Origin of the sequence: Candidatus Litorirhabdus singularis, assembly GCF_026262625.1 — a bacterium.
Classification (GTDB): Bacteria; Pseudomonadota; Gammaproteobacteria; order Pseudomonadales; family Halieaceae; genus Litorirhabdus; species Litorirhabdus singularis.
The window spans coordinates 1,376,027-1,397,211 of sequence record NZ_SHNN01000001.1; the positions used below are offsets into that span (position 1 = coordinate 1,376,027).

Sequence of the window (21,185 nt, forward strand, 5' to 3'; positions counted from 1 at the left end):
CTGCGGGAGAGCGGGATGGCTGATTCACCAGACGGCGACCTGAAGTATGTGGGGCGCTCGATACGTACCAAGGAAGGTCGTGCACCACTGATCGGCAAGGCGAAGTACACCAGTGATTACGCCTTTGCCGGGCAATTGCATGCCTGCATTGTCCGTAGCCCCCATGCGGCAGCGAGAATCAATCGGGTGGACCTGTCGGCAGCAACGCGAGTGGCGGGGGTGCGCCTGGCAATGCACGGTGCTGATGTCGCCGCGCTCACCGATCCTATTCCAGATTATCTTGAGCCCGCGCTGTTCGGCGGTAAGGCGGCGGCGCATCGCTGTCTGGCTATCGATGAAGTGTGGTGCTACGGACAGCCCGTTGCGGTAGTCGTGGCAGAGGACATGCGCACCGCGCGCTACGCAGCCGCGCGAGTGCAGGTGGACTATACGCCGCTGGAAGCGGTGGTAGATGCCGAGGCAGCGTTGGCGGTGGGTGCCAGAACTATTGTGCCTGGCTGGGATGATAATCTGTTGATGCACGTGCCGTTTATGCACGGCGATACTGTCGCGGCTTTCGAGTCTGCCGATCAGGTAGTCAGTACTGAAGTCAAAATCCATCGCTTTTCAACCCAACCGATGGAAACCCGCTGCTATAACGCCGTGTGGGAGCACAATACCGAGAGTATTACCCTTTACGGAACATCACAAAACCCGCACCCGCTGCGGCTGGTATTGGCGCAAACCCTGCGCATGCCTGAGAACAAAATTCGCATTATTGCATCCACCATTGGTGGGGCTTTCGGGCTGAAGATGCACGGTCATCCGGAAGAAGGGCTGATATGCCTGCTGGCGAAATTGACGGGGCAACCGGTGAAGTGGTTGGAAAGTCGTGAAGAGTGTCTGTTGATTGGCGCGCGCGAGCAGAAACACTACATCGAGATGGCAGTGAACAACGACGGCACTGTGCTGGGCTTACGTGATCGCTTCTACGCTAACACGGGTGCTCCGTCTGCCTGTCCTGGCTGGGGCATGGCGTTCCTGACCGGTTTAACAATGCCCGGGCCCTATAAAGTGCGTGATATCGACGTACAGATGCATGCGGTCAGCACCAACAAGCCGTCCTGGAATGCGGCGCGAGGTTACGGCAAAGAGTCGACCGCGATTGCGCTGGAGCTGGCTATGGACAATGTCGCCCGCCAGTTGGGCGTGTCGCCAGTAACGGTGCGTCTGAAGAATTTTATTGGCAAAGATGAGTTCCCTTACGATAGCCCTACTGGCCTGTTGTACGACTCTGGCGACTACGCTGGCGCAGTGGAAAAAACGCTGCAGGCGATCGACTATGATGACTGTCTGGAGGAGCAGGCCAGCGCGCGCGAGTCTGGCCGTTATATTGGCATCGGAGTGGCCTTTGAGTTGACCCCAGAAGGCGGCGCGATACCGGGTTCTATGGTGGTTGGCTACGACACCAGCAGCGTGCGAGTAGGCCCCGACGGCACGGTGCGCCTGTTAACCGGCGTGACCAGTCCTGGTACCGGCAATGCCACGGGTATTGCACAGATTGTTGCCGATGAACTGGGTGTCGATATTGATGCCATTGAAGTGTTGCAGGGCGACACCAATGCCTCGCCCTATGGCTTTGGCAACTACTCAGGACGCAGCACGATTGTAGGTGGTGGTTCTGCCGCGCTGGCTGCGCAAGATGTGCGGCTCATGATCGATAAAGTTGCGGCGGCTCTGCTGGAAGTTGAACGCAGCAGTCTGGTTTTACAGCGGGGTGTGTATACCAGCACGGCAGACAGCAGCGCCTCGGTGACATTTGCGGAGGTGTGTTACGCGGCGTATACGCGTGCTTATGACGTTGCCCTGTGTATTGATCCACCTCTGGAAGCCACGCGCACCTTTCGGCCACCTTCGATTCGGCATACTCCAGATGCCAATGGCAATATCAATCCCTATCCCAGCTACTCGAACGCTGCCTATGCCACTGTTTGCGAGGTCGATGTGCAAACCGGGCAGGTCAAATTGCTGAAGTTTGCTGTCACCCACGATTGCGGCAAAGTCATCAACCCGATACTGGTCGAAGGTCAGGCTTGCGGGGCGATTGGTTTTGGTATTGGTGGTGCCCTGACAGAAGATGTGCGCTATGACGCGAGTGGGCGGCAGCTGACCCGTTCGTTTATGGATTACGTGATGCCGCGCATGAGCGATATGCCACCGATTGCCGTAGAGCATCATGACATGCCCAACCCGGGTAATTATTTGGGCCTCAAAGGTGCGGGTGAGGCCGGCGTAGGCGGGTCGGCAGCAGCTGTGGTCAATGCCGTTAATAACGCGCTGCAACCACTGGGTGTGGTGATGAATGAGTTGCCGCTGACCGCGCCCAGAGTTTGGGCGGCGATCCAGCAAGCGAGCGTAGCGCCGACGCCAGGTGGTGATCAATGAGTCTGTACCCCAGCTACGCCAGACCGCGCAGCTTGCAGCAGGCCGTCGACCTGTTGAGCGGGTTGCAGGGCGGCGTAGTGGTGATCGCGGGCGGGCAGGAGATTTTACCGTCGGTGAATTACGGGGTACTGATGCCAGATGTATACGTAGACATTGGCGGTATTGAAGAACTGATTGGTATCAGCAGCGTCGGTGACGAGCTGGTGATGGGTGCTCTGACCGTGCATCGAGACATTCAAGGACATGCTGATGTGCAGCGCCTGGCACCGTTGCTAGCGCAATCGGTAAGCGCAATGGGTGGTGGTTGGCAGGTACACAACCGCGGCACCATCGGTGGCAATATCGTTGCCATGCACCCACTTTACGATATTGCACCCTCTCTGTTGGCGTTGCAGGCAGATATTGAATTGATAGATGCCGCGGGCACTCGGCGTCTGAGTTTTGCCGACTTGCTGGCAGATAGTAGTCATGGTCTTGGCACCAAGGCGATATTGACCCGCGTGTTTGTTACAGCGTCGCCGCAGTCGAGCTGGGGCTATTACAAGTTAAAGAACACCAGCGGTGCCTACGGTTCTGCCAACGCTGCTGCGGTGCTGGAAACAGAGGGCGAAATACTGACCGCCATTCGGGTCGTTATTGGTGCTGCTGCCGATCAATTGACGCTGGTCAGTGACGCCTTGGCGGGATTGACCGGAGCTGCTTATGACGCGGCGGCGGGTGCTGAAATTGAACGCATCTGCGCACAGGCTATCGGTACACCGTTGTCAGATCATCAGGGTGATGGCACCTGGCGTCGCGCCATGGCCGGTGTGGTCGCTCGCAGAGCCGTTGAGGCAGCGCTGTTGCCTGCAACTGGGCCGGATTCATAGGGAGTTCGTGATGGAAGACTTACTGGAACAGAGCGCGCTGGTGCAATGGCGTATTGACGGAGAGCTGCATGAGCTTGAGGTGGTGCCAGGCGCATCACTGTTAGATGTGCTGCGCGAGCAGGTCGGTAAAACGGGTACCCATATGGGCTGTCGCACCGGCCACTGCGGTGCCTGTACGGTGATGATTGATGGCGCAGTGGCGAAATCTTGCATAGCGATGGCCGCGACACTGCCGCGTGCAACTATCACCACTATTGAAGGTTTAACGGCGGCAGACGGGACGATGCATCCGATTCAGCAGGCATTTTGGGATGCTGCAGGCTTACAGTGTGGCTTTTGTGCGCCGGGTATTCTGTTATCTACCGCCGAACTGCTGCAGACTAATCCGGCGCCGAACGATGCCGAAATCGACGCGGCACTGGCAGGAACACTGTGCCGCTGCACAGGTTACCAGAGTATTAGACGGGCAGTCGGCGAGGCATGCGTGCGCATGTATCCGGACGCCGCCGGTGAGTAGCATTAGGAGAGCATGATGACAGAGGTACAGATCAGAACGCTGAAAGTTGAAACCGCGACAGCGGCAGCGTTGGCGCCGTTCGGCGTGGTACTGGGTCGCGATGAGAATGTAGAGCCGCTGCCGATTGATCTCTATGGCGGCGCGGTAAAGGTGCGTCGTATTGGCGAGTTTATCTCCGATGAAAAAACTGAAATGCCGGTGTGTACCTTGCAGCGGAGGCCCTTTGAGGTGGAGTACATGGAGCGTCACACGGAACACACGCAGACGTTTATTTCATTGGGTGCCAAGCCCTTCATCGCCATGTTTGCTCCGCCCAGTGACAGTGAATTACCGGACCTTGATCAGGCGCGGGCATTCCTGTTCGATGGCTCCGCCGGGTTTATGATGCATTTGGGTACCTGGCACGAGTTCCCCTTTGCCTTGGTAGACGATACGGATCTGCTGGTGATACTGCGCAGCGTGGCTACCGAGGGACTCAAGAGTGACAATGTCATTGGCAATGAGGCGGTAGGTCCAGATCTTGAGAAGCGGGATATGGCGGCTCGTTTCGGCGTCAAAATTCAGCTCGAGCTCTAGCTAGCCGTGACCCATAGCGCCAACGATACCTTCCGTACAATCGAGCAAGAGTGAGAGAGAATGATTACCCTGCACGGCTTTGCCGCCAGCAACTATTACAATGTCGTCAAACATGTACTGCTATACAAGCAGATACCTTTTGAAGAGCATCTTATCTTCAGTGGCGGTGATGAGTGGCTGGAAATCAGCCCGGTCGGCAAAGTGCCGGCGCTAACCACTTCCGATGGCCGCCATCTGTCGGAGACCACGGTGATCTGCGACTATCTTGAAGAGACTTACCCCGAGCGCCCGCTTTACCCTACTGATGCCGGAGAGCGAGCCGCGGTCCGGCAGATCATGAAGATTTCCGAGCTCTATCTTGAATTGCCTGCACGCCGCTTTCTGGCCTATGCGTTTTCCGGCAAGGGAGCTCCAGAGCCGGTCAAAGCCGAAGTCAGGCACGTGGTTAATCGGGGTGTTGGTGCGCTGTCGCGGCTATGCCAGTTCTCGCCGTGGATTGCCGGTGAAGAAATGACGATGGCAGATATCTATGTGCATTACGTTAACAAGATTGTCGGCTCAGTGGGTTCCGAACAGCTCGACTGGGATATCCTGGCACAGATACCGGGTATGAAAGAGTGGAATCGAACCCTGCGTGATGCAGCGATCACGCGCGAGGTAGAAGCGGGTCGAGTTGCCAATGAGCCTGCTTTTCAGGCCTATATTCAAGCTTTTATCGCGTCTGGAAAGTCAGCCGTCAAATAGCTGATTTTTGCTGGCGGGTGTTTGTCTGGCGGGCTTAAAACAGCGCCAGATTTTCGCCTTCAGGTCGTACCTCGACCACGTCGCCAACGGCTATTTCGCCACTGGTGAGGATGCGTGCACAGAGCCCGCCGTGACCAATCATTGCGGCTACGCCGCCTTTTCCGAGCGCTGTTTCCATGCGCGAACAGGGGTGGCAGAGAGCTGTGGCCTCAAACAATGCATCGCCAATCTGAAAGCGCTGATGCCGCAGTGCATTCAGATTAATGCCGCGCACGACGAGGTTGCGCCGCAGAAGCGCCGGGTCGATAGCTTCATGCCCGGTAAAGTGCTCGATCTGGTCGATAAATTCTTCCGATATCAGCGTCACCTGACGGGCTGAACCGGGTGTCTTCTCCATGCGGTGGTCGCCACGCAAGCCGTGGCTGGCGATGGCGCGCACTTGCTTTACCGAAATGACTTCGCCACGGCGTTCGCTGCGCACCCCTATCCAACTCAGTGTGCCCGGAGCGAGGTCGCGCGCAAAACGATCAAGAGGGCTGGCGCGTTTAGTCATGGCTTTACTGTCCTGAAGCTTGAAAGCGCATGGTGTCAAGCTGGCACAGAACTGTCTATAGTTGTTGCCAATCTTAGAGCACTGCTGGACATGAATATAATTTTTGACCTCGACGGTACGCTGATAGACAGCGCGCCTGACATTCAGTTTGTGGCACAGGAAGTGCTTGCGGGCTGGCATAAACAGGCGTTGACGTTGGCCGAGACGCGTAGCTTTATTGGCGAAGGTGCTGGCGTTTTTGTGACTCGCATGATGGCGGCGCGCGATATTGAAGCCAGCACTGACAATTATGCGGCTGTGCATGCTGAGTTTCTGCGCCGCTATGAGTTTGCGGTCGACAAAGCGGTTTTTTATCCCGGTGTTGAGCGCGTGTTGGCGGCGCTCAAGGCGGATGGGCACAGGCTGGGCCTGTGCACCAATAAACCTGAGCTTCCTGCGCGTGCGGTGATTGAGAAGATGGGCCTGAACGGCATCTTCGACGCGTTTATAGCCGGCGGAATGCTGCCTAGCCGTAAGCCAGAACCCGCCATGTTGCTGGCGGTGCTGCAGGATCTTGGCGATGGTGCGCCGCTGTATGTTGGCGATAGCGAAGTTGATTCGCTGACGGCTGTGCAGGGGCGAGTTCCGTTTGCGTTGTTTACTGCGGGTTATCGCAAAACCGCAATCAGCGAAATCCCCCATGACTGGAGCTTTGAAAATTTTGTAGCGTTGCCAGATATTGTGCGTGCTGCCGCCAGTGGTCGCAGGCGGCCCGCCGTATGACAAATTTACTTCTGCCCACCGGGTTTAGCATGGACAAAACGCGATGACCGAGCATGACGATTTCTTAAGCAATTTTCCGCCTGAACCCTCAGGCTACCGCCTGCCACCGGCAGGCTTTACGCCACACCTGAGTGCTGGGGGATTTTCCCGTCATAACGGGCCTTTCTACCAGAAACTGGTGGGGCAGGAGAACTACAGAGGCTTCTACGTGCTGGAGCGACACTGTAACAGTATGGGTATCGCCCACGGAGGGCTGCTGGTTTCATTCGTTGATGCCTTGCTGGGCTTGGCGGTATACCGGGTTACGCGCCAGGCGCCGATTACGGTGCGCTTGACCACTGACTTTACGGCCAGCGCAAAACTGGGTGAGTGGGTGGAGGGCAAGGCTCACGTGATAGAAGTGGCGGATGACGTGATCTTTGTCAGTGCGCTGGTCTATTCAGGGGACACTAGCGTGCTCGCGGCGCAGGGCGTATTCAAGGCACAGTCAAGAAATATGCAGGGTTGAGATAGGGCGTTATATGCCTAACGGCCGTGCCTAAGGGGCAGCGGCCGTTAGCCGAGGATTAATCGCCGCTGTTGATCTGGGAAACCTGTTCATTAAGCGTCAAAAAATCCCATAGCCAGCCCACCAGAAACAGGCCGCCGGTGAATAACCAGAGAATGCCGGTCAGCCATTTACCCATGTACATACGATGAACGCCAAATATGCCGAGGAAGGTTTGCAGTATCCAGGCGATGTTGTAATCGACTGGACCTTCAACAAAGCGACGCTCTGCCTCGCGCTCCATCGAGGGGATCAGGAACAAGTCAATAATCCAGCCGATAAAAAACAAACCCAAAGTGAAGAACCAGATGACGCCGCTGATTTGTTTACCGTAATAGAATCGGTGGGCGCCCATAAAGCCCAAAATCCAAAGCAGGTAGCCCATCAGTACGGAATGTGTATTGGAACGGTCTTCCATGTTACTGCCTCCAGCATTTGCGAGTCCCTATCTTCATCCTCCTTTTTCAGCAGGTCAAGCCAAAGTCCAGATGTTCGCTCCTGCGATTTTTTATCCTGACCTCGAGTGTGCCGCGCGTCGGCACATAGCGGAATAAAGTGCTGGCAGTTCGGCAGAGCTTCGGTATAAATTGTGGGGATGCTAACAAGCGCTTCAGCGAGGAATCATGAGCAGAGTACGGATTAAGCCCGACGCGGAATTGGCGCCGGAAGTTTTAGCACAGGTCAAAGCGATCGAGGGCATGGGCGGCGACAGCTCAACTATGCGTGGTCTGGCTCATCGACAGTCATTGTTTGATGGATTTTTTCAGTGGTATGGCAGCGCGCGCAAGGGCGAAGCAGTAGAGGAGGAGTTGATTGAATTGGTGCGTCTGAAAATCGCCCGTCTCAATGACTGCTTTACCTGACTAAACACCAGATTTCTGTCGGGTACAGAAAAAGAAGCCAATTTAACAGAAGAAAAAATAGCTGAGCTGGACGCAGAAGTGAACAGCTTTAGTTCTCGTGAACAGCTAGCCGTAGACTATGCAGAGCTGATGGCCGTGAATCATCATGCAATCGATGATGCCTTTTTTGAGCGATTACATAGCGAGTTCAGCGATCCTGAGATCGTTGAGCTGGGAATGATGATCGGTCAGTTTATCGGCGTCGGTCGTTTGCTGATGGCGCTGGACCTGGAGCCCAAGACCTGCGCACTTTAGCGCCGCGTGACGCTAAAGTATCGATTACCGTCTGGCGCGCTTTTCTCGATACGCTTCCAGTATCGGAGCAAACTCTGATGGCGTGGAGCCATGAATGACGATACCGTCGGCGCCATTTTCCAGCTGATTTAACCAGGCGTCGGCACATTCTTCCGCTGACCCGGTCGCGGCTGGTAACCATTCCTGCGGAATCAACTCGCTGATTTCCTCCAGTTGTTCCAGAGTCGCGACGCTGTCGATACCGCCTGGCATTGAACTGACAACTTCACTGGCCTTGAAAGCTTCGTGTACCGCAGGATCCCACTCGTTCAATGCGATTAGCATTTCGGCATAGCCGGGCGCCTGCATATAGGTCGCCATGCGAGCTACCAGCTTCTTCAGGGTATCCTCGCGGCTGGGATTCAGCGCAGTGGCATAGACTGACCACACCTTAACATCGTCAGGGTTTCTGCCAGCTTTGTTGGCACCCTGCTGAATTAGCGACTTGGCGCGACGTAAGCCGGCATCTGTAATGAAGGTATGTAGATGAACGCCGTCGAAATGCTCGCCGCCAAACCCCAGACTCTTCTTGCCGAAGCCGACGAAGTGCAGAGGAATCTCGGCGTCCATCCAGTCACCCATGCTGAGGTAAGGTAGATTGCCCATGGCGCCCTCATGGCCCATGACTTTTTCGCCGCGCCACAGTGCGCGCAGCAACTCGATGCCTTCTGCGAGCTGGGCATTGGTGACCGACTTGAGTCCCATCAGCTGATCGCGGATGGCGACACCGCGTGCCAGGCCCAGCTCAAAGCGGCCACCGGACAGGTGGTGCAGGCTGCTGGCCATAGTTGCCAATACCAGTGGATGACGGGTGTGAATGTTGGTGGCAGCAGTGGCAACACGAAGAGTGCTGGTGGCGGTCAGCGCTGCCGCGCAAATGACACCTGCATCCTTGACGTCAAAGCGCTCCGAAAGCCAGACTTTGCCCAGCCCCATGGCTTCTGCTTGTCTGGCCTCCTCAATCGCGTCTGCCGGGGTGGTGGTGTGCCCGGGGAGTAGATAGCAACTGAGTTCTGGAAATTCTGCGATTTGTGTCATAGCGATACCGATGTGTTATTCGTTCTGTATGGGACTATCGAGTGTAGGTGAGCCCTGAGTCGATGAGCTCGCAGCGTGAATGCTAGCAAGAAACAGTTGTCGGTTGCGAATGTTGCGAGGCTAAAAGGTGAATTGCAGCCCGACAAATAATTCGTAATCCAGTTTTTCAGCCGGGTCTGTCTCGCGCAAACCGGTGGCGACGGCAACCAACAGGTGAAAATCCGGTGCTAATGCGTAGTCGAAACCGGCGCGGACATCTAGCGCATCTTTACCAGTGTCATCGTTACGAGCACCCGCCAGCTCTGCCAGCAGCTCCCAGCGTTCATTAAAAGTATGGGCGAGAGCAGCGTTGTAGCTCCAGAGGTCGTCGGCAGACTCAACCCGCTCATAGCCAACGGAAGTATTGACGCGCCAGCTTGCGTTGATTTGATATTCGGCGACCAGTGGCAGAGTCGCGATATCACCGACGCTGCCGATACCCTGATCTGCTGTCCTGCGAGTAACGCCAAAAGCGTAAATTGGAGCCAGCGCCAACTGCCATCTCTCGTTTTGCCAAAAGCGCCAGGTAGCGCCCAGCTCCAGATTATCAAATTCCCAGTTAGCATCGTTGTCTTTGGTATCCGCGTACACATGCGGGTACGTGACGGCAATTTGCAGGCGCTCACTAATCAGTCCCAGGGATACATCGAGCAGCGGCACCGTGTAAAACTGATCTTCGCCAATAGCTGCGCTAGAAACAGCAGTAATGACTTCCCACTGGCCTGGCTCCAACACGCCGGGGTCTAGAATAATCAGTGGCGGACCGGCGTAAGTTTTGCTGGTATAGGCTGCGACTGACAAAATGAGTAGCGCTGCCAGGCTTGGCGCGGTGGGCAATCTCGCCCCATTGAAAGTCACAGTGGTAGTGCCTCAAATGTTATTATCAATACCGCGTAGCGTGCACCTTTGCCGATGGCAACCAGCACCAGAAACAACGCAAACCGAACGCGCATTATACCGCTGAAAAAAGTCAGCGCATCTCCCACCACAGGCAGCCAACTTAACAACAGCGACCAAACGCCATAGCGATTGAACCAGTGACTGGCGCGCTCGACGCTGGCGCTGGACACCGGTACCCAGCGAGAGTCAGCATGGTCAGAAATTTTGGTGCCGATAAACCAGTTGATAACGGCTCCCAGCGTATTGCCCAAGGTGGCAGTTAACCACAGTGACATTGGATTAAGACCCGTACCTAGCAAGGCCAGTAGCAGGATTTCAGAGGAAACCGGTATTACGCTCGCGGCTGCCAGCGCTGTCAAGAACAGCAGCAGGTACTCAGTCATGTAAGAATACCGATACCTGATGCTGAAACTTTGCTACCTTTGCAATCCTAACGTTTGAATCAGGGTGTCCTCGATGCACAAGTTTTTTCAATTGCGATCGCTCTCTTTGCTGTTCCGGTTGCCGCTGCTTTGTTTGCTGGTACTGCTGCCGTTGGGCTGTAGTGACAACAATGACGATCCATCGTCGCCCGTTTCCGCGCGGGTCGCGGTCGAGGGTGACCTGTTGTCGGGGCCGCTGGCACGCGGGGTGCCGGGCGATTTTGTGTTGGAGAATGAACATCTACGCGTGATTATCCAGCAGTCCGGGCGCCAGTGGCTGAGTATTGGCACTTTTGGGGGCAATATTATCGATGTCAGTGCCCGTGATGATAGCGGAGAATTTTTCCCCGATCATCTGGAGGAGTTTGTCACGGGTTTGAATATCGAGAATACGCCCAATTACACCGAGGTGCGAATCGACAATGATGGCAGCAATGGTCAACCGGCAATCATCTGTGCCACCGGTCCGGATGATTTACTGGAATTAGCTAACGCCAGTTCTGCGATTCGAGAATTCGGCGTCGAGTTGCCCGCCAGTGCCGATGATCGCGATCTGCCGGTTGATATTGAAACCTGTTATAGCCTCGCCTCGGGTGACCGCTATATTGAGATGCTGACGACCATTTCCAATCAAACCAGCGAAGAGCTCCCCACTTACCTAACCGAGTATCTGAATGGGTCGGGGCAGGTTGAGTTCTTTCAACCCTATGCAGGTTTTGGTGAGCCGGCTTATACACCATCGTGTCCGGTTGAAACTTACGTACCCTGTGATGAGGGAGAAGAAGGTCTATGCGACCAGTGTAATTTTGTTGCCTACACCGGTATTGATGGCGCGCGCGGAGTTTCCTACGGTTTGATCCACAGCGAGCAGCGTTCTTCGAGCTTTTCCACAGCGGGTATCAATATTCTGGTTTATGGGGAGGCGGTACTAAACCTGATTCTGGGAATTGTACCCGCCAATTACACTATACCCGCTGATGGCGAGCTGACGCTGCTGCGCTATTTTGCAGTGGGTGACGGCACTGTGAGCAGTATTGCAGCTATCCGTAATGAGCTGTTTGGTTTCACCACGGGAGAGGTCAGTGGCATGGTTTCCAGTGCTGAACAGCCGCTTGTGGACGCTCAGGTGGTGGCGTATCAGGTGCTGAATGCGAATACCAATCCACCTTCCTTGTTTTTGGTTGACCACAGTCGAACCGATGCTGACGGTAATTACAGTTTTGAACTGCCACCTGGAGACTATGAGATACGTGCCAACAAAGAGGGTTATCTGTACCCGCTAGCGGGACCGGCCGCTCTGGTCGTTGAAGCTGAGGCGATGACAACTCAGGATTTTCAGTTGCCGGAGCCGGGTTCTCTAGAGGTCACCGTGATAGACCAAGTGGGCCCCGGGCCGGCCAAAGTGCAGCTGGTTGGGTTTGACCCCAGTCCACCCCTGGTCAATGTGGTTGGCGGGCAAGGCGCCGGCGTGTTTGGTGATTTTGCTGCAGATGCATTACCTTTTGGCATCGCTCAGGCATTTTTCATTGACCGCAATGGTGCCAGTGAACGGATATTGGTTGAACCCGGCGATTATCAGGTCGTTGTCTCCAGAGGGCCGCGCTACTCCGCCTATAAGCAGACTATTACTGTGGCTGCCGGACAGCTGACGTCGGTGGCGGCGTCGCTGGTGAAGGTTATCGATGACAGCGGCTTTGTGCATGGTGACTTCCATGTGCACTCGATTGATAGCCCGGATGCCGAGGTGACGCGCGAGGAGCGGGTAGCAGTGATGCTGGCTGAAGGTATGGATTTCTTTACCCCTTCTGATCACGGTGTACGTTCTGACTTTGCACCGACACTGGCAGCTATGGGCGTTGAGGATTTAATCGCGGTAGCACCGAGTAGCGAAACCACCACGTTTGACTATGGACACTTCAACAGCTGGCCGGTGACGATTGACCCGAACAGTATCAGCGGGGGGTCGTTTGATTGGGCCGGGGCAGCACCCGATGGCATGGACTTTCCAGCCTATGGTAACTATAACCTGAGCCCTGCGGAGATTATTGCAGGTCTGAAGGATGACCCAAAAGATAATCTGGTGCAGGTCAATCATATTGCCTCCTATTTTGGCGCCGGCGGCTTGGCCGTCGATACCGGGCAGACACCACCGGTCTCCTCCACCGATCCGGCCACGCGCCGATTGGATCCCGAGCTCGACAACGCCTTTGATACCGGGTTTGACGCGCTTGAAGTCTGGATTGGCACTAACGGGCGCAGTGGCATTCTCTCGGGCTTTTTGGGACAGAATGCCGGTGACTGGTTCAACCTGATTAATCAGGATCTGGTGCGCATTGGTATTGCCAACTCGGATACTCACGATCGCCGCTTTACGCGTACGTCTGCGCGTACTTTGATCGCCAGTAACTTGAGTGCGCCTGAGGATTTTAGCGTGCAGGCCGAATTGCTGGCTGAGACGGTATTGGCGGGCAAAGCCATCGGCACCAACGCACCATTCTTGTTGTTGCAGGCAGAGGGCGACTTCAATGGTCAGACGCAAGAGGCGGGTTTGCGCATTGATCAGGACGTGCTGATACCGATTACCGCGGGCAGCGACGTAGTGCTGACGGCGACAGTTAGCACGCCGCAGTGGGCGCAGGTAGACATGTTGGAGTTCTATATCAATAACCAGCCGGTGCGCGTGCCAGGCTCGGCGGCCCGCTACAGCGTAACCCCGGATCAGGTTATTGCTGATGGTGATATTGGCTGGATCAGCGCTGAAGTTGTGGTAGATGCAACGCTACCGGGAGCTTCGCGAACGGATATTACTGTTACCCTGACGTTAGATGCGGTTACTGAAGATACCTGGATTGTCGCCGTAGCACGCGGTAATGATGGTATCTCTGAGCCAGTGTTTCCGGTGTTGCCAGCGAGCCTCCGCAGAAGTAGCAATGCAACCTTAGAGGATTTGATCGATGGCAATCTGGGTGAAGACGGCACGCCGGCATTCGCATTTACCAATCCGCTGTTTCTGGATGTGGGTGGAGACGGCTGGGTGGCGCCGGGTGTACTGCAACTATAGAGGGGCCGATGAGCGCTGGCATGTGCCGCAAGCTATTGTCAGGCTTGCCGCTGCCGCGCCACCCAGCTGAAGTGGCGGATTAAAGAGGGCTCTGAGAGTAATTTTGCAGGGTCACTGTAGGATTTTGCCAGCGTGGTTTCATCAAATTGGTCGTGAATGCCATCGTGGCACATTCGGCAAAGGTATATGCCGAGGCTCAGCTGGGCGCGGCTAAAGTGTTTTCGAAAAAACGTTCGCCGGTGTACCTTGCGCGGAATCAGGTGATGAAAGCTGAGCCGTGTATGTCGGTTGCAAGCGGGACAGCTACCTTCGCTGACGGTGCGCGATGCTGGTCGCGGTGTTGGTCCGGCTGACATCATTACGGTTCGGGTTGGCAGTTATGGCAGAGGTAGAGGCGGCGTGTACCGAACTCAATACGATCAATAACGCCGCTGCAGCGATAGCAGTCAAGGTCAGCGCGACCAAAAGCCGCAAAGCGCATTTGCTCGCCGCGTAAACCCTTGCCCTGCAACTTGCGAACGCGGCTGCTTGGGTTGGTGATGCCGCGCGTGTGGTAGCTGCGCCAGCACAATTCAAGGGTGATGCGTGACAACTGGCCAATTTGACCACGGCTGAGTGCAGCCGGCTTCAGGTTAGGATGCAGCCCAGCCTGAAACAGAATTTCACTGCGCAGATAGTTACCCAGGCCAGCCAGAAAAGTCTGGTCCAGATATAAGGCCCCAAGCTGGCGATTGGCAAAGCGTGGTTCGCGCAGGCGCGTAGCGATGTCCTGCCAGCGCAGATCGCGGTTGAGGATATCAGGTCCTATTCTAGCCAGGAACGGATGCTGTCCAAGGTCTGCAGTGGGCCAGACGCTGATATCGGATGCACTGTAGAGAAGAGCTTCGTGGGTCGCGGTGGTTATGCGCAGGCGCAAACTGCGCCCGGTTGGCGGTATCTGGCCGCGTTCTGCCACAGTCCAGACCCCGTAGAGCTGGTTGTGAGAGTAAATTGTCCAGCCATGTGCGAAATGAGTCAGCATGGCTTTACCGCGGGTTTCAATCTCCAGTACCTCGATGCCAGTGAGGCGTTTGCCGAAGTGGCGCATTGGTGCTTGGCTGAAACTGACTCGCTCGGCTATCTTTTGCTCTAACACTTGCGCTATGGCATCAGCGGCAAGCCGGATCTCTGGGCCCTCTGGCACTTCGCATTCTCCTTGGTTTCTGAGTGAATACGCTGAGCAGAGATAGTCAGACCACGTTGTTTAATGATCCGACGCGCTGCCAGCCGCGTAAGGTAATAAGGTCAGTCTAACTGGTGACACAGATTAGATGCAGTGGGGCTTGAAAACACAGAATTGGAGAGAGTTACTATGACAGCGATTGAAACCGTAGATAAGAAAACAGGAATCGCCCAGGACATGTACCAGCAAGTTGTCGGATTACAGAATCAGTTTCGTGACTTGGCGGGACAGGCGCGACAGGAGAGGCGGGTGCCTCAAGCGAATATAGACGCTTTGCAGGATGCTGGATTTTTCCTCGCGCTGCAGCCAGAGCAGTACGGTGGCTACGAACTCGACCCGCAGGAATTTTTCCGTATGCAGAGCGCGATTGCCGAGGGATGTATGTCTACAGCCTGGGCTAGTGGCATTATTGCGGTGCATGCATTCCAGCTCGCGTTAATGGACCCTCGCGCGCAGGAAGACGTTTGGGGCGAAGACATTCATACCCGGGTATCGTCTTCCTATGCACCACTGGGCAAGGTTGAGGTGGTTGAGGGCGGCTTTAAGCTGAGCGGGCGCTGGGGTTGGAGTTCGGGATGTAATCACTGCAGCTGGGTGTTGCTGGGAGCCATTGTGCCGGGAGAAGGGTTTCGGACCTTCCTACTGCCCAATACTGATTATGACATTATCGATACCTGGCACTCTATGGGGCTGCAGGGTACCGGGTCGAACGATATCCTGGTGGACGGTGTGTTTGTGCCGGACTATCGCACCCACAAGCAGTCGGATGGTTTCAGTGGCAACAATCCTGGCGTGTCGGTAAATGATGCTCCGCTATATCGGCTGCCCTGGGCCCAGACCTTTATTCGTGTGGTATCGACGCCCGCCATCGGCGCGGCAAAAGAGGGCCTGCGTCTATATTGTGAAACGGTAGTTGGCAAGGCCAGCGGTGATGTCACTAAACTGGCCGGTGATGTGAGTACGGTAGAGCGAGTTGCTGCCGCCAAAAACGCCATTGATGAAATGGAAGCGCTACTCTATCGCAACTTCGACAGTATGATGGCATTGGCGAGAAGCGGTGTCAGCTCTGCCATCGAGGATAGAGCGCTGTATCGGTATCAGGCATCACTGGTGATTGAAAAGTCCATGGGGATTATCGACTCGTTATTTTCGTCGGCGGGAGGCTCCTCAGTATTCACCGATAGTCAGATACAGCAACGGTTTCTGGATATACACACGGCACGGGCTCACGTGGCCAACAATCCGACGACATTCTCACGCAATTTGGGCGGTATCAGTCTGGGCGCTGAAAATGGTGACTTCTTTATCTGATAGTCCCTCTGTCGGCCCTGGCAGGCGGTTGATGGTAGGACTCGGCTTTGCGGGTCTGGCGCCATTTTATGGTTTCGCGGCGCTCGCCTGTTTGCAGGATCTGAGCATGCAGCAGCTGGCGCGTCAGGGCTTTACCCTCTACGCGCTGGCCATACTGAGTTTCCTTGCTGGTTCTTTGTGGGGCAGCGCTAATGTACGTGTCGGACCGGAGAAAACTAGCCGTTTGCTGATCAGCAATGCTGTCACCGTCATCGGGGTGGCGGTGTTGATCGTCCTTAGTCCAATGTTGGCAGCGGCACTTTTGGCGCTGCTTCACCTGTTCCTGCTCTACTACGAAATCGCGCACTCAACCGCCGGCTGGTACCTGCGTCTGCGCCGCCAGCTGACATGGTGTTCCATGCCTGCGTATGGGGTTTTTCTGGCGAGCCAACTGCTTATGTGACGCTTGCCATCTATCGCGCTTGCATCAGGTTGCCGGTATCAAAATTCACCTTGAGGCTGAACTGGATGCGATAGTCGGTGCCGCGGGCGCCGCTAACATCCTCGCGTTCTCCCCACAGGAACTCTGTACCCAGCATGACGTTATCAGTCGGGTGGTGCAGCACATTTACCTGGGCTATCTGGCCGCGCTTGAACTCACCAGGAGCTTGCCCGGCAGTGGTATCCAGGTCGGTCATGGACCAACCGATGGAGGTAGACCATTGTTGGTTCCAATAATGGTCGTAGTACGCGCTAATACCCAGTAGGGGAATGGTTTCAGCGGACGCCGTGCTGATGTCGGCTGAATCCGGTGCGATATCGAGGCCGCCGTCGTTCATATAGTTGCCGATTCCTTCGCCGTAGGCCACTTGTAGCTTGAGCCGGTCCTGGCCGAAGGTTTTCAGCGAGGCGCTGGTATTAATGCCCCAGCCAATTTCATCCCCCTTGGCGCCGGTGTCAAGCCGTTCATAACCCAGGTGACGGACAATGCCGGCGACCTGAAAATGCCCAAAGTCACCGTTCTTGCGGTAGCGGCCGGTCAGGTCGGGTAGTTCATTGTAAGATTGAAATAAGTCCTCAGCGGTGGAGCCTGACGACTCGCAATCTTCCGGTGGGTTGGGCAGATTACATACGGTGGTGTCGCGGAAACGCCCGACACTGAGCGCCGTAGAAGGGTCTTCGATGCTGATCGCGAACTCGTCTGCACCCGTTGCAAAGGTATACCGAGCCTGCTGGTTGCGGTAGAACACCATCCCGGTAGGGCCCCAGTAGTCGATAGTATTAGGGAAGATGTCGATGTCCATGAAATTGGACCAGGTCTGGCCCATGCCCAGATTGCGGTAAGTGGCCCAGGCATGGCGTACGCGCAGCGTGGTTTGACCTTCATCGGCACCCACGCCAAAAAGCTCTCCCTCCAATAGAAAAGTTACATCGTCGCCATAGTCACCTTTGATCCCCAGGCGCGACTGCCGTACGCTGAAAACAAAGTCACCATCATTGCCGTAGGTGCCACTTTGGGTTGGAATGGTTGAAACGCGCAGCGTATCAGTCCAATTGGGGTCGACTTGCTTAAAATCATAGATGGCATCGGCCTGAGCGAAGCCGTAGACCTGCGCCGATAATCGCGGAGTTTTGCTGGCTTCAGGTTTGGTCGCGGCAGCCACGCTCATAGCCGGCTCTGCCGTGCCGGGCACGGGGGTGTTAGACAGCACGTGGCCGGACTCGGACTGGCCAGCCTCCACCTTGGTGGGCGGTGACGCTGCAGTTCGATTAGCCTTAAGCAATTCCAGTTCCGCACTCATTTTTTCCAACATGCGTTGCTGCTGTTCCATTAACGCGCGTTGCGCCTGCAGTTGGGCTTCCATCTCGTCGATACGCTGGGCATCACTGGCAGCGCTGACGCCTAGGGAGTAGCCGAACGTGGCCAGGAAGAGAATGGCTATCTGCCACTTGGAGTTGGTCACTGGGAAATCCTCAGTATTTTAGTATCTCGGCTTATTGTGCTGGTGCGACGGCATAAGGGTTGCCGCCAAGAGCGTTAGAGATGTCGGTGATCGCGCGCTGGGCGCGAATGCTGTTGCCGGCAGCATCCAGAGGCGGCGAGATTACTGCAATACCAAAGCGGCCGGGCGATACGGCGATGATGCCGCCGCCGACGCCACTCTTACCGGGCAGTCCGGTGCGGTACAGCCATTTACCAGTGTCGTCATATAACCCTGCTGTTGCCATAACAGCCAGCACGCGTGGTACATGCTCGTTGCCTAATACCTGCTTGCGGGTCACCGGGTTTTTGCCACCGTTGGCGAGTGTTGCGGCCATAGTTGCCAGATCTCGAGTATTCACATTGACCGAACACTGCTCCGTGTAGATATCGGTGGCGCGGTCGGGATTGTCTTTGATGCGGCCGTAGGCATACATCAGTTTGGCGATGGCCTGGTTACGTTGATTGGTGGCCGCTTCTGACTCAAACACCTCCTGGTTTACGGACAGCTTGCGGCCCGCGAAGTCACCGTAATAAGACAGAATTTTGCCCCAGATTTCATCTCTGGATTTTCCTGAGATCATGCTGGTTGCGGTAATGGCGCCAGCGTTGACCATGGCATTCATCTCTGCGCCCTGATATTGCTCAACCGCGACAATGGAATTGAAAACCTGGCCGGTTGCATCCACGCCCATGTTGCCAAAAATGGCATCCTCGCCTTTTTCTTCAATCACCTTAGCCATGGTAAAGACTTTTGAAATGGATTGAATAGAGACCTCGGAGCTGACGTCCCCAGCGCTATAGACCTTACCGTCAACGGTCACCAGGACGATGCCAAACAGATTCGAATCTACTTTTGCCAGCGCGGGAATGTAGTCCGCGTTGGCACCTTCCTGCAGGTCTTTGTATTTGGCGTAGGCGCTGTTGAGCGCGGCTTTGACCTCGGCTGCTGCCAGCGGCTGTGCAGCGTGCAATGTGGAAGACAGCAGGAAGACCCCGCTAACAATGGCGAGGCATTTGCTTATCAAGAGTTTCATGGTGTTTCCTTTGCCGGTGAAATTTTTAGAATTGTTTTTGTCGCTCGGCCTGTCGGGGCTTGGCGTCGGTTGGTGGATATCCTTAAAGCTCATTATCGCTGCGAATACCTGCTTCTGCCAGCAACGGTTTCATCTCCCGGTAGGCCGCGGGATGACGATTAAGCGGAATCGAGGGGAACAGGTGATGCATAAAGTGATATTCCATGCCCGAAGACAGCAGCGTACCCACCGGTGATTTCCAGATTCGCGTGTCGCGATAGCGACCCTGCTCCAGCATCGGGTGGTGGGGCGCCCATGACAGTGTGATTTGGGTATAGATCATGGCTATTTGCATAGGCAGCCACCACAGCAACAGTGCTTCCAGCGCAAAGCCGGTCCAGCACAGCAGCGCTAACAGCAGCCACCAGAGACGGGTGACCAGAAAACCTTGCCACACTAATTGGTCTTTCTCGCTGCTGTCTTCCAGAACATCTGGCGTTAGGCCACCCAGGCTATCGGGTTGCCGGATGCGCCATGATTGGTAAGCAGCGCTCCAGATTGAGGTCGCGCGCATACCGATGTCAGGGTCCTTCTCATCATTGTTGGTATAGGCATGATGCTTGAGGTGAATCGCGCGATGCAGCTGAAAGGGAATGCGCAGCGGGAACATGGAGGTGTGGCCAATGAATTCGTTGAGCCAGCGCCAGCGGGTGTTAGGTCGACCTATATTGCCGTGTTCGGCCTCGTGGCTGGGCAGGTAGCAATATGACAGGATGACTAGCGATATCGCAAAGCCAGCCCACAGTGGCAGATACTGCAGGTGCACCAGAGGGAACAGTGCCACCCAGAGGCTGAAGCCGGCCACACCCCAAACGGCCATGAACAGTGGGAAACGACCGATGTACTTCTTGGCGATAGCGCGCTCCTGCTCAATGCTCATAGCCAGCGACCCCGCTTCATCGCGATGAAGCCCCAAACCAGGCCAATGGCCATAGTCAGTGGCAAACTGATCCCCAGCGCAGCAGACCACATCTGCGAAAATATCAGCAATCCAAAAAACACCGGGCCCCAGGTGAGCAGCTTTCCAATCATGTCTTGCACAGGCTTCTCCATCCGCTTAAGCAGGCCTGCTATTGTAGTAGAAAACGCGGGTTCTAGGCGATTTTTGGAATATATTCGGCGTAGCGATCCATCAAGGCCTGAATTTCGGCCTGCTTGCCCCACAGTTGCATATCGACGCCTACGATCACTCGTTCAACACCCATGTCGCGATAGCGCTTCAAGCCATCCAGATCAGGAGTATGTAGCGCCTGCACACTGACTGGCGCGGCGCTGGGATCGCGCCCGTGTTCGCTAACCTGCCGACGGAAGCTGGCTAGCTGCTCTGAAAAATTAGCCATACCTATATCTGCTGGCATCCAGCCATCGGACCAGGCAGCAGCCTGTTGCACGCCCAGCGGGCCCATCACGCCCAGCATAACCGGTGGGCCCTCTGGTCGCTCCTGCCACGGCTTGGCGCCGCTCCATACCGCATCAAAATTAACCATAGTGCCGTGGTATTCGGCCTCTTCGTCTTGCCACAGTCGTCGCGTGGCGGCCACGGTCTCTTGCAGTAAGGTATAGCGCTTCTTCCAGGGGTGCCGAGATGAATTCTCGAACTCTTCGCGATTCCAGCCGATGCCGGCGCCGACAATTACCCGACCTTTGGAGACGCGGTCCAGAGTGCTAATAGTCTTAGCCTGGGAGAAGATGTCACGCTGGTTTAGCAGCGCAATGCCGGTGCCGATTTTCAAGTTTGTAGTGACTGCCGCTGCTGCCATTAACGATATATAGGGGTCGGATAGCTGCTTATAGGGTTCTGGCAGCTCTTCGCCGGCGGGCCATGGGGTTTCCCTGGATACGGGTATATGGCTGTGTTCGCCGGTCCACAGTGATTCGTAGCCGCGCTCTTCCAGGGCGACGGCAAGCTCCATCGGACAGGGGTCCTGCGGGGTGTTCATAAAGCTAAAGCCAATTTTCATCGCACAA

The 21,185-nt window shown here is 55.7% G+C and carries 23 protein-coding genes; 12 read left to right on the top strand and 11 right to left on the bottom strand.

The annotated features are described in order from the left end of the window. The first annotated feature begins 15 nt into the window (after positions 1 to 15). From EYC98_RS06120 to EYC98_RS06140, 5 genes are read left to right on the top strand one after another with little or no spacing between them, the layout of a single operon-like run. Positions 16 to 2,424, top strand: a complete 2,409-nt coding sequence (locus EYC98_RS06120; protein ID WP_279244430.1) for a xanthine dehydrogenase family protein molybdopterin-binding subunit — start codon at positions 16 to 18, stop codon at positions 2,422 to 2,424. Continuing rightward, on the top strand, positions 2,421 to 3,293 hold the full coding sequence (locus tag EYC98_RS06125) for an FAD binding domain-containing protein (RefSeq protein WP_279244431.1): 873 nt from the start codon (positions 2,421 to 2,423) through the stop codon (positions 3,291 to 3,293). The genes EYC98_RS06120 and EYC98_RS06125 overlap by 4 nt, the downstream gene beginning before the upstream one ends. A 10-nt stretch (positions 3,294 to 3,303) precedes the next feature. After that, the gene (locus EYC98_RS06130) at positions 3,304 to 3,810 is read left to right on the top strand and encodes a (2Fe-2S)-binding protein (RefSeq protein WP_279244432.1); all 507 of its coding nucleotides are present in this window, start codon (positions 3,304 to 3,306) and stop codon (positions 3,808 to 3,810) included. 15 nt (positions 3,811 to 3,825) lie between these two features. Continuing rightward, positions 3,826 to 4,386, top strand: a complete 561-nt coding sequence (locus tag EYC98_RS06135; protein ID WP_279244433.1) for an ureidoglycolate lyase — start codon at positions 3,826 to 3,828, stop codon at positions 4,384 to 4,386. Positions 4,387 to 4,446: 60 nt separating this feature from the next. After that, positions 4,447 to 5,130 carry a glutathione S-transferase family protein gene (locus EYC98_RS06140; protein WP_279244434.1) on the top strand — a complete coding sequence of 228 codons (684 nt, stop codon included), beginning with the start codon at positions 4,447 to 4,449 and terminating at the stop codon, positions 5,128 to 5,130. A gap of 34 nt (positions 5,131 to 5,164) precedes the next feature. Here the strand turns inward: EYC98_RS06140 and EYC98_RS06145 are convergent, their stop codons facing one another. Continuing rightward, positions 5,165 to 5,683: an MOSC domain-containing protein gene (locus EYC98_RS06145; RefSeq protein ID WP_279244435.1), complete on the bottom strand. Its 519-nt coding sequence runs from the start codon at positions 5,681 to 5,683 to the stop codon at positions 5,165 to 5,167. 90 nt (positions 5,684 to 5,773) lie between these two features. Between EYC98_RS06145 and EYC98_RS06150 the strand changes: the two genes are divergently transcribed. Together EYC98_RS06150 and EYC98_RS06155 are read left to right on the top strand one after the other, a co-directional pair. After that, positions 5,774 to 6,445, top strand: coding sequence for an HAD-IA family hydrolase (locus tag EYC98_RS06150; RefSeq protein ID WP_279244436.1), 672 nt, complete (start codon positions 5,774 to 5,776; stop codon positions 6,443 to 6,445). Positions 6,446 to 6,488: 43 nt separating this feature from the next. Continuing rightward, a complete protein-coding gene (locus EYC98_RS06155) occupies positions 6,489 to 6,953 on the top strand; it encodes a PaaI family thioesterase (RefSeq protein WP_279244437.1) in 465 nt (154 codons plus the stop codon). Positions 6,954 to 7,011: 58 nt separating this feature from the next. Here EYC98_RS06155 and EYC98_RS06160 read toward each other — a convergent pair whose 3' ends face one another. Beyond that, positions 7,012 to 7,410: an NINE protein gene (locus tag EYC98_RS06160; protein WP_279244438.1), complete on the bottom strand. Its 399-nt coding sequence runs from the start codon at positions 7,408 to 7,410 to the stop codon at positions 7,012 to 7,014. Between the two features lie 205 nt (positions 7,411 to 7,615). Between EYC98_RS06160 and EYC98_RS06165 the strand changes: the two genes are divergently transcribed. Continuing rightward, a complete protein-coding gene (locus tag EYC98_RS06165; protein WP_279244439.1) occupies positions 7,616 to 7,855 on the top strand; it encodes a hypothetical protein in 240 nt (79 codons plus the stop codon). Between the two features lie 78 nt (positions 7,856 to 7,933). Continuing rightward, complete coding sequence (locus EYC98_RS06170; protein WP_279244440.1) at positions 7,934 to 8,149, top strand: carboxymuconolactone decarboxylase family protein; 216 nt, start codon at positions 7,934 to 7,936, stop codon at positions 8,147 to 8,149. A 24-nt stretch (positions 8,150 to 8,173) separates the two neighbouring features. Here EYC98_RS06170 and EYC98_RS06175 read toward each other — a convergent pair whose 3' ends face one another. From EYC98_RS06175 to EYC98_RS06185, 3 genes are all read right to left on the bottom strand, one after another. Further along, on the bottom strand, positions 8,174 to 9,226 hold the full coding sequence (locus EYC98_RS06175; RefSeq protein ID WP_279244441.1) for a TIGR03857 family LLM class F420-dependent oxidoreductase: 1,053 nt from the start codon (positions 9,224 to 9,226) through the stop codon (positions 8,174 to 8,176). A 120-nt stretch (positions 9,227 to 9,346) separates the two neighbouring features. Continuing rightward, positions 9,347 to 10,123, bottom strand: coding sequence for a hypothetical protein (locus tag EYC98_RS06180; RefSeq protein WP_279244442.1), 777 nt, complete (start codon positions 10,121 to 10,123; stop codon positions 9,347 to 9,349). Further along, positions 10,120 to 10,548 carry a YqaA family protein gene (locus EYC98_RS06185; RefSeq protein WP_279244443.1) on the bottom strand — a complete coding sequence of 143 codons (429 nt, stop codon included), beginning with the start codon at positions 10,546 to 10,548 and terminating at the stop codon, positions 10,120 to 10,122. Before EYC98_RS06185 ends, EYC98_RS06180 begins: the two co-directional genes overlap by 4 nt. A gap of 73 nt (positions 10,549 to 10,621) precedes the next feature. Between EYC98_RS06185 and EYC98_RS06190 the strand changes: the two genes are divergently transcribed. Beyond that, entirely contained in the window at positions 10,622 to 13,648 is a 3,027-nt protein-coding gene (locus tag EYC98_RS06190) for a carboxypeptidase regulatory-like domain-containing protein (protein ID WP_279244444.1), read from the top strand. A gap of 358 nt (positions 13,649 to 14,006) precedes the next feature. Here EYC98_RS06190 and nei read toward each other — a convergent pair whose 3' ends face one another. Beyond that, the gene (gene nei / locus EYC98_RS06195; RefSeq protein ID WP_279244445.1) at positions 14,007 to 14,831 is read right to left on the bottom strand and encodes an endonuclease VIII; all 825 of its coding nucleotides are present in this window, start codon (positions 14,829 to 14,831) and stop codon (positions 14,007 to 14,009) included. 168 nt (positions 14,832 to 14,999) lie between these two features. Between nei and EYC98_RS06200 the strand changes: the two genes are divergently transcribed. Together EYC98_RS06200 and EYC98_RS06205 are read left to right on the top strand one after the other, a co-directional pair. Then, positions 15,000 to 16,181, top strand: coding sequence for an acyl-CoA dehydrogenase family protein (locus EYC98_RS06200; RefSeq protein WP_279244446.1), 1,182 nt, complete (start codon positions 15,000 to 15,002; stop codon positions 16,179 to 16,181). A gap of 31 nt (positions 16,182 to 16,212) precedes the next feature. Further along, positions 16,213 to 16,623 (top strand): DUF3429 domain-containing protein, encoded by a 411-nt coding sequence (locus tag EYC98_RS06205; RefSeq protein WP_279244447.1) that lies wholly within the window; start codon positions 16,213 to 16,215, stop codon positions 16,621 to 16,623. 10 nt (positions 16,624 to 16,633) lie between these two features. Here EYC98_RS06205 and EYC98_RS06210 read toward each other — a convergent pair whose 3' ends face one another. The 5 genes from EYC98_RS06210 to EYC98_RS06230 form a co-directional block, all read right to left on the bottom strand. Next, positions 16,634 to 18,124, bottom strand: coding sequence for a DcaP family trimeric outer membrane transporter (locus EYC98_RS06210; protein WP_279244448.1), 1,491 nt, complete (start codon positions 18,122 to 18,124; stop codon positions 16,634 to 16,636). A gap of 31 nt (positions 18,125 to 18,155) precedes the next feature. Continuing rightward, positions 18,156 to 19,178, bottom strand: a complete 1,023-nt coding sequence (glsA, locus tag EYC98_RS06215) for a glutaminase A (protein ID WP_279244449.1) — start codon at positions 19,176 to 19,178, stop codon at positions 18,156 to 18,158. A gap of 82 nt (positions 19,179 to 19,260) precedes the next feature. Continuing rightward, positions 19,261 to 20,097, bottom strand: coding sequence for a fatty acid desaturase (locus EYC98_RS06220; RefSeq protein ID WP_279244450.1), 837 nt, complete (start codon positions 20,095 to 20,097; stop codon positions 19,261 to 19,263). Continuing rightward, positions 20,094 to 20,258, bottom strand: a complete 165-nt coding sequence (locus tag EYC98_RS06225) for a hypothetical protein (protein WP_279244451.1) — start codon at positions 20,256 to 20,258, stop codon at positions 20,094 to 20,096. Before EYC98_RS06225 ends, EYC98_RS06220 begins: the two co-directional genes overlap by 4 nt. 53 nt (positions 20,259 to 20,311) lie before the next feature. Then, the gene (locus tag EYC98_RS06230; RefSeq protein WP_279244452.1) at positions 20,312 to 21,178 is read right to left on the bottom strand and encodes an LLM class F420-dependent oxidoreductase; all 867 of its coding nucleotides are present in this window, start codon (positions 21,176 to 21,178) and stop codon (positions 20,312 to 20,314) included. Positions 21,179 to 21,185: the final 7 nt, after the last annotated feature.

Excerpts from the sequence above, each read along its gene's own strand:
- EYC98_RS06120 (WP_279244430.1), top strand. The coding sequence starts at position 16 with ATGGCTGATTCACCAGACGGCGACCTGAAGTATGTGGGGCGCTCGATA.
- EYC98_RS06125 (WP_279244431.1), top strand. The coding sequence starts at position 2,421 with ATGAGTCTGTACCCCAGCTACGCCAGACCGCGCAGCTTGCAGCAGGCC.
- EYC98_RS06130 (WP_279244432.1), top strand. The coding sequence starts at position 3,304 with ATGGAAGACTTACTGGAACAGAGCGCGCTGGTGCAATGGCGTATTGAC.
- EYC98_RS06135 (WP_279244433.1), top strand. The coding sequence starts at position 3,826 with ATGACAGAGGTACAGATCAGAACGCTGAAAGTTGAAACCGCGACAGCG.
- EYC98_RS06140 (WP_279244434.1), top strand. The coding sequence starts at position 4,447 with ATGATTACCCTGCACGGCTTTGCCGCCAGCAACTATTACAATGTCGTC.
- EYC98_RS06145 (WP_279244435.1), bottom strand. The coding sequence starts at position 5,683 with ATGACTAAACGCGCCAGCCCTCTTGATCGTTTTGCGCGCGACCTCGCT.
- EYC98_RS06150 (WP_279244436.1), top strand. The coding sequence starts at position 5,774 with ATGAATATAATTTTTGACCTCGACGGTACGCTGATAGACAGCGCGCCT.
- EYC98_RS06155 (WP_279244437.1), top strand. The coding sequence starts at position 6,489 with ATGACCGAGCATGACGATTTCTTAAGCAATTTTCCGCCTGAACCCTCA.
- EYC98_RS06160 (WP_279244438.1), bottom strand. The coding sequence starts at position 7,410 with ATGGAAGACCGTTCCAATACACATTCCGTACTGATGGGCTACCTGCTT.
- EYC98_RS06165 (WP_279244439.1), top strand. The coding sequence starts at position 7,616 with ATGAGCAGAGTACGGATTAAGCCCGACGCGGAATTGGCGCCGGAAGTT.
- EYC98_RS06175 (WP_279244441.1), bottom strand. The coding sequence starts at position 9,226 with ATGACACAAATCGCAGAATTTCCAGAACTCAGTTGCTATCTACTCCCC.
- EYC98_RS06185 (WP_279244443.1), bottom strand. The coding sequence starts at position 10,548 with ATGACTGAGTACCTGCTGCTGTTCTTGACAGCGCTGGCAGCCGCGAGC.
- EYC98_RS06190 (WP_279244444.1), top strand. The coding sequence starts at position 10,622 with ATGCACAAGTTTTTTCAATTGCGATCGCTCTCTTTGCTGTTCCGGTTG.
- EYC98_RS06200 (WP_279244446.1), top strand. The coding sequence starts at position 15,000 with ATGACAGCGATTGAAACCGTAGATAAGAAAACAGGAATCGCCCAGGAC.
- EYC98_RS06205 (WP_279244447.1), top strand. The coding sequence starts at position 16,213 with ATGGTAGGACTCGGCTTTGCGGGTCTGGCGCCATTTTATGGTTTCGCG.
- glsA (WP_279244449.1), bottom strand. The coding sequence starts at position 19,178 with ATGAAACTCTTGATAAGCAAATGCCTCGCCATTGTTAGCGGGGTCTTC.
- EYC98_RS06220 (WP_279244450.1), bottom strand. The coding sequence starts at position 20,097 with ATGAGCATTGAGCAGGAGCGCGCTATCGCCAAGAAGTACATCGGTCGT.
- EYC98_RS06230 (WP_279244452.1), bottom strand. The coding sequence starts at position 21,178 with ATGAAAATTGGCTTTAGCTTTATGAACACCCCGCAGGACCCCTGTCCG.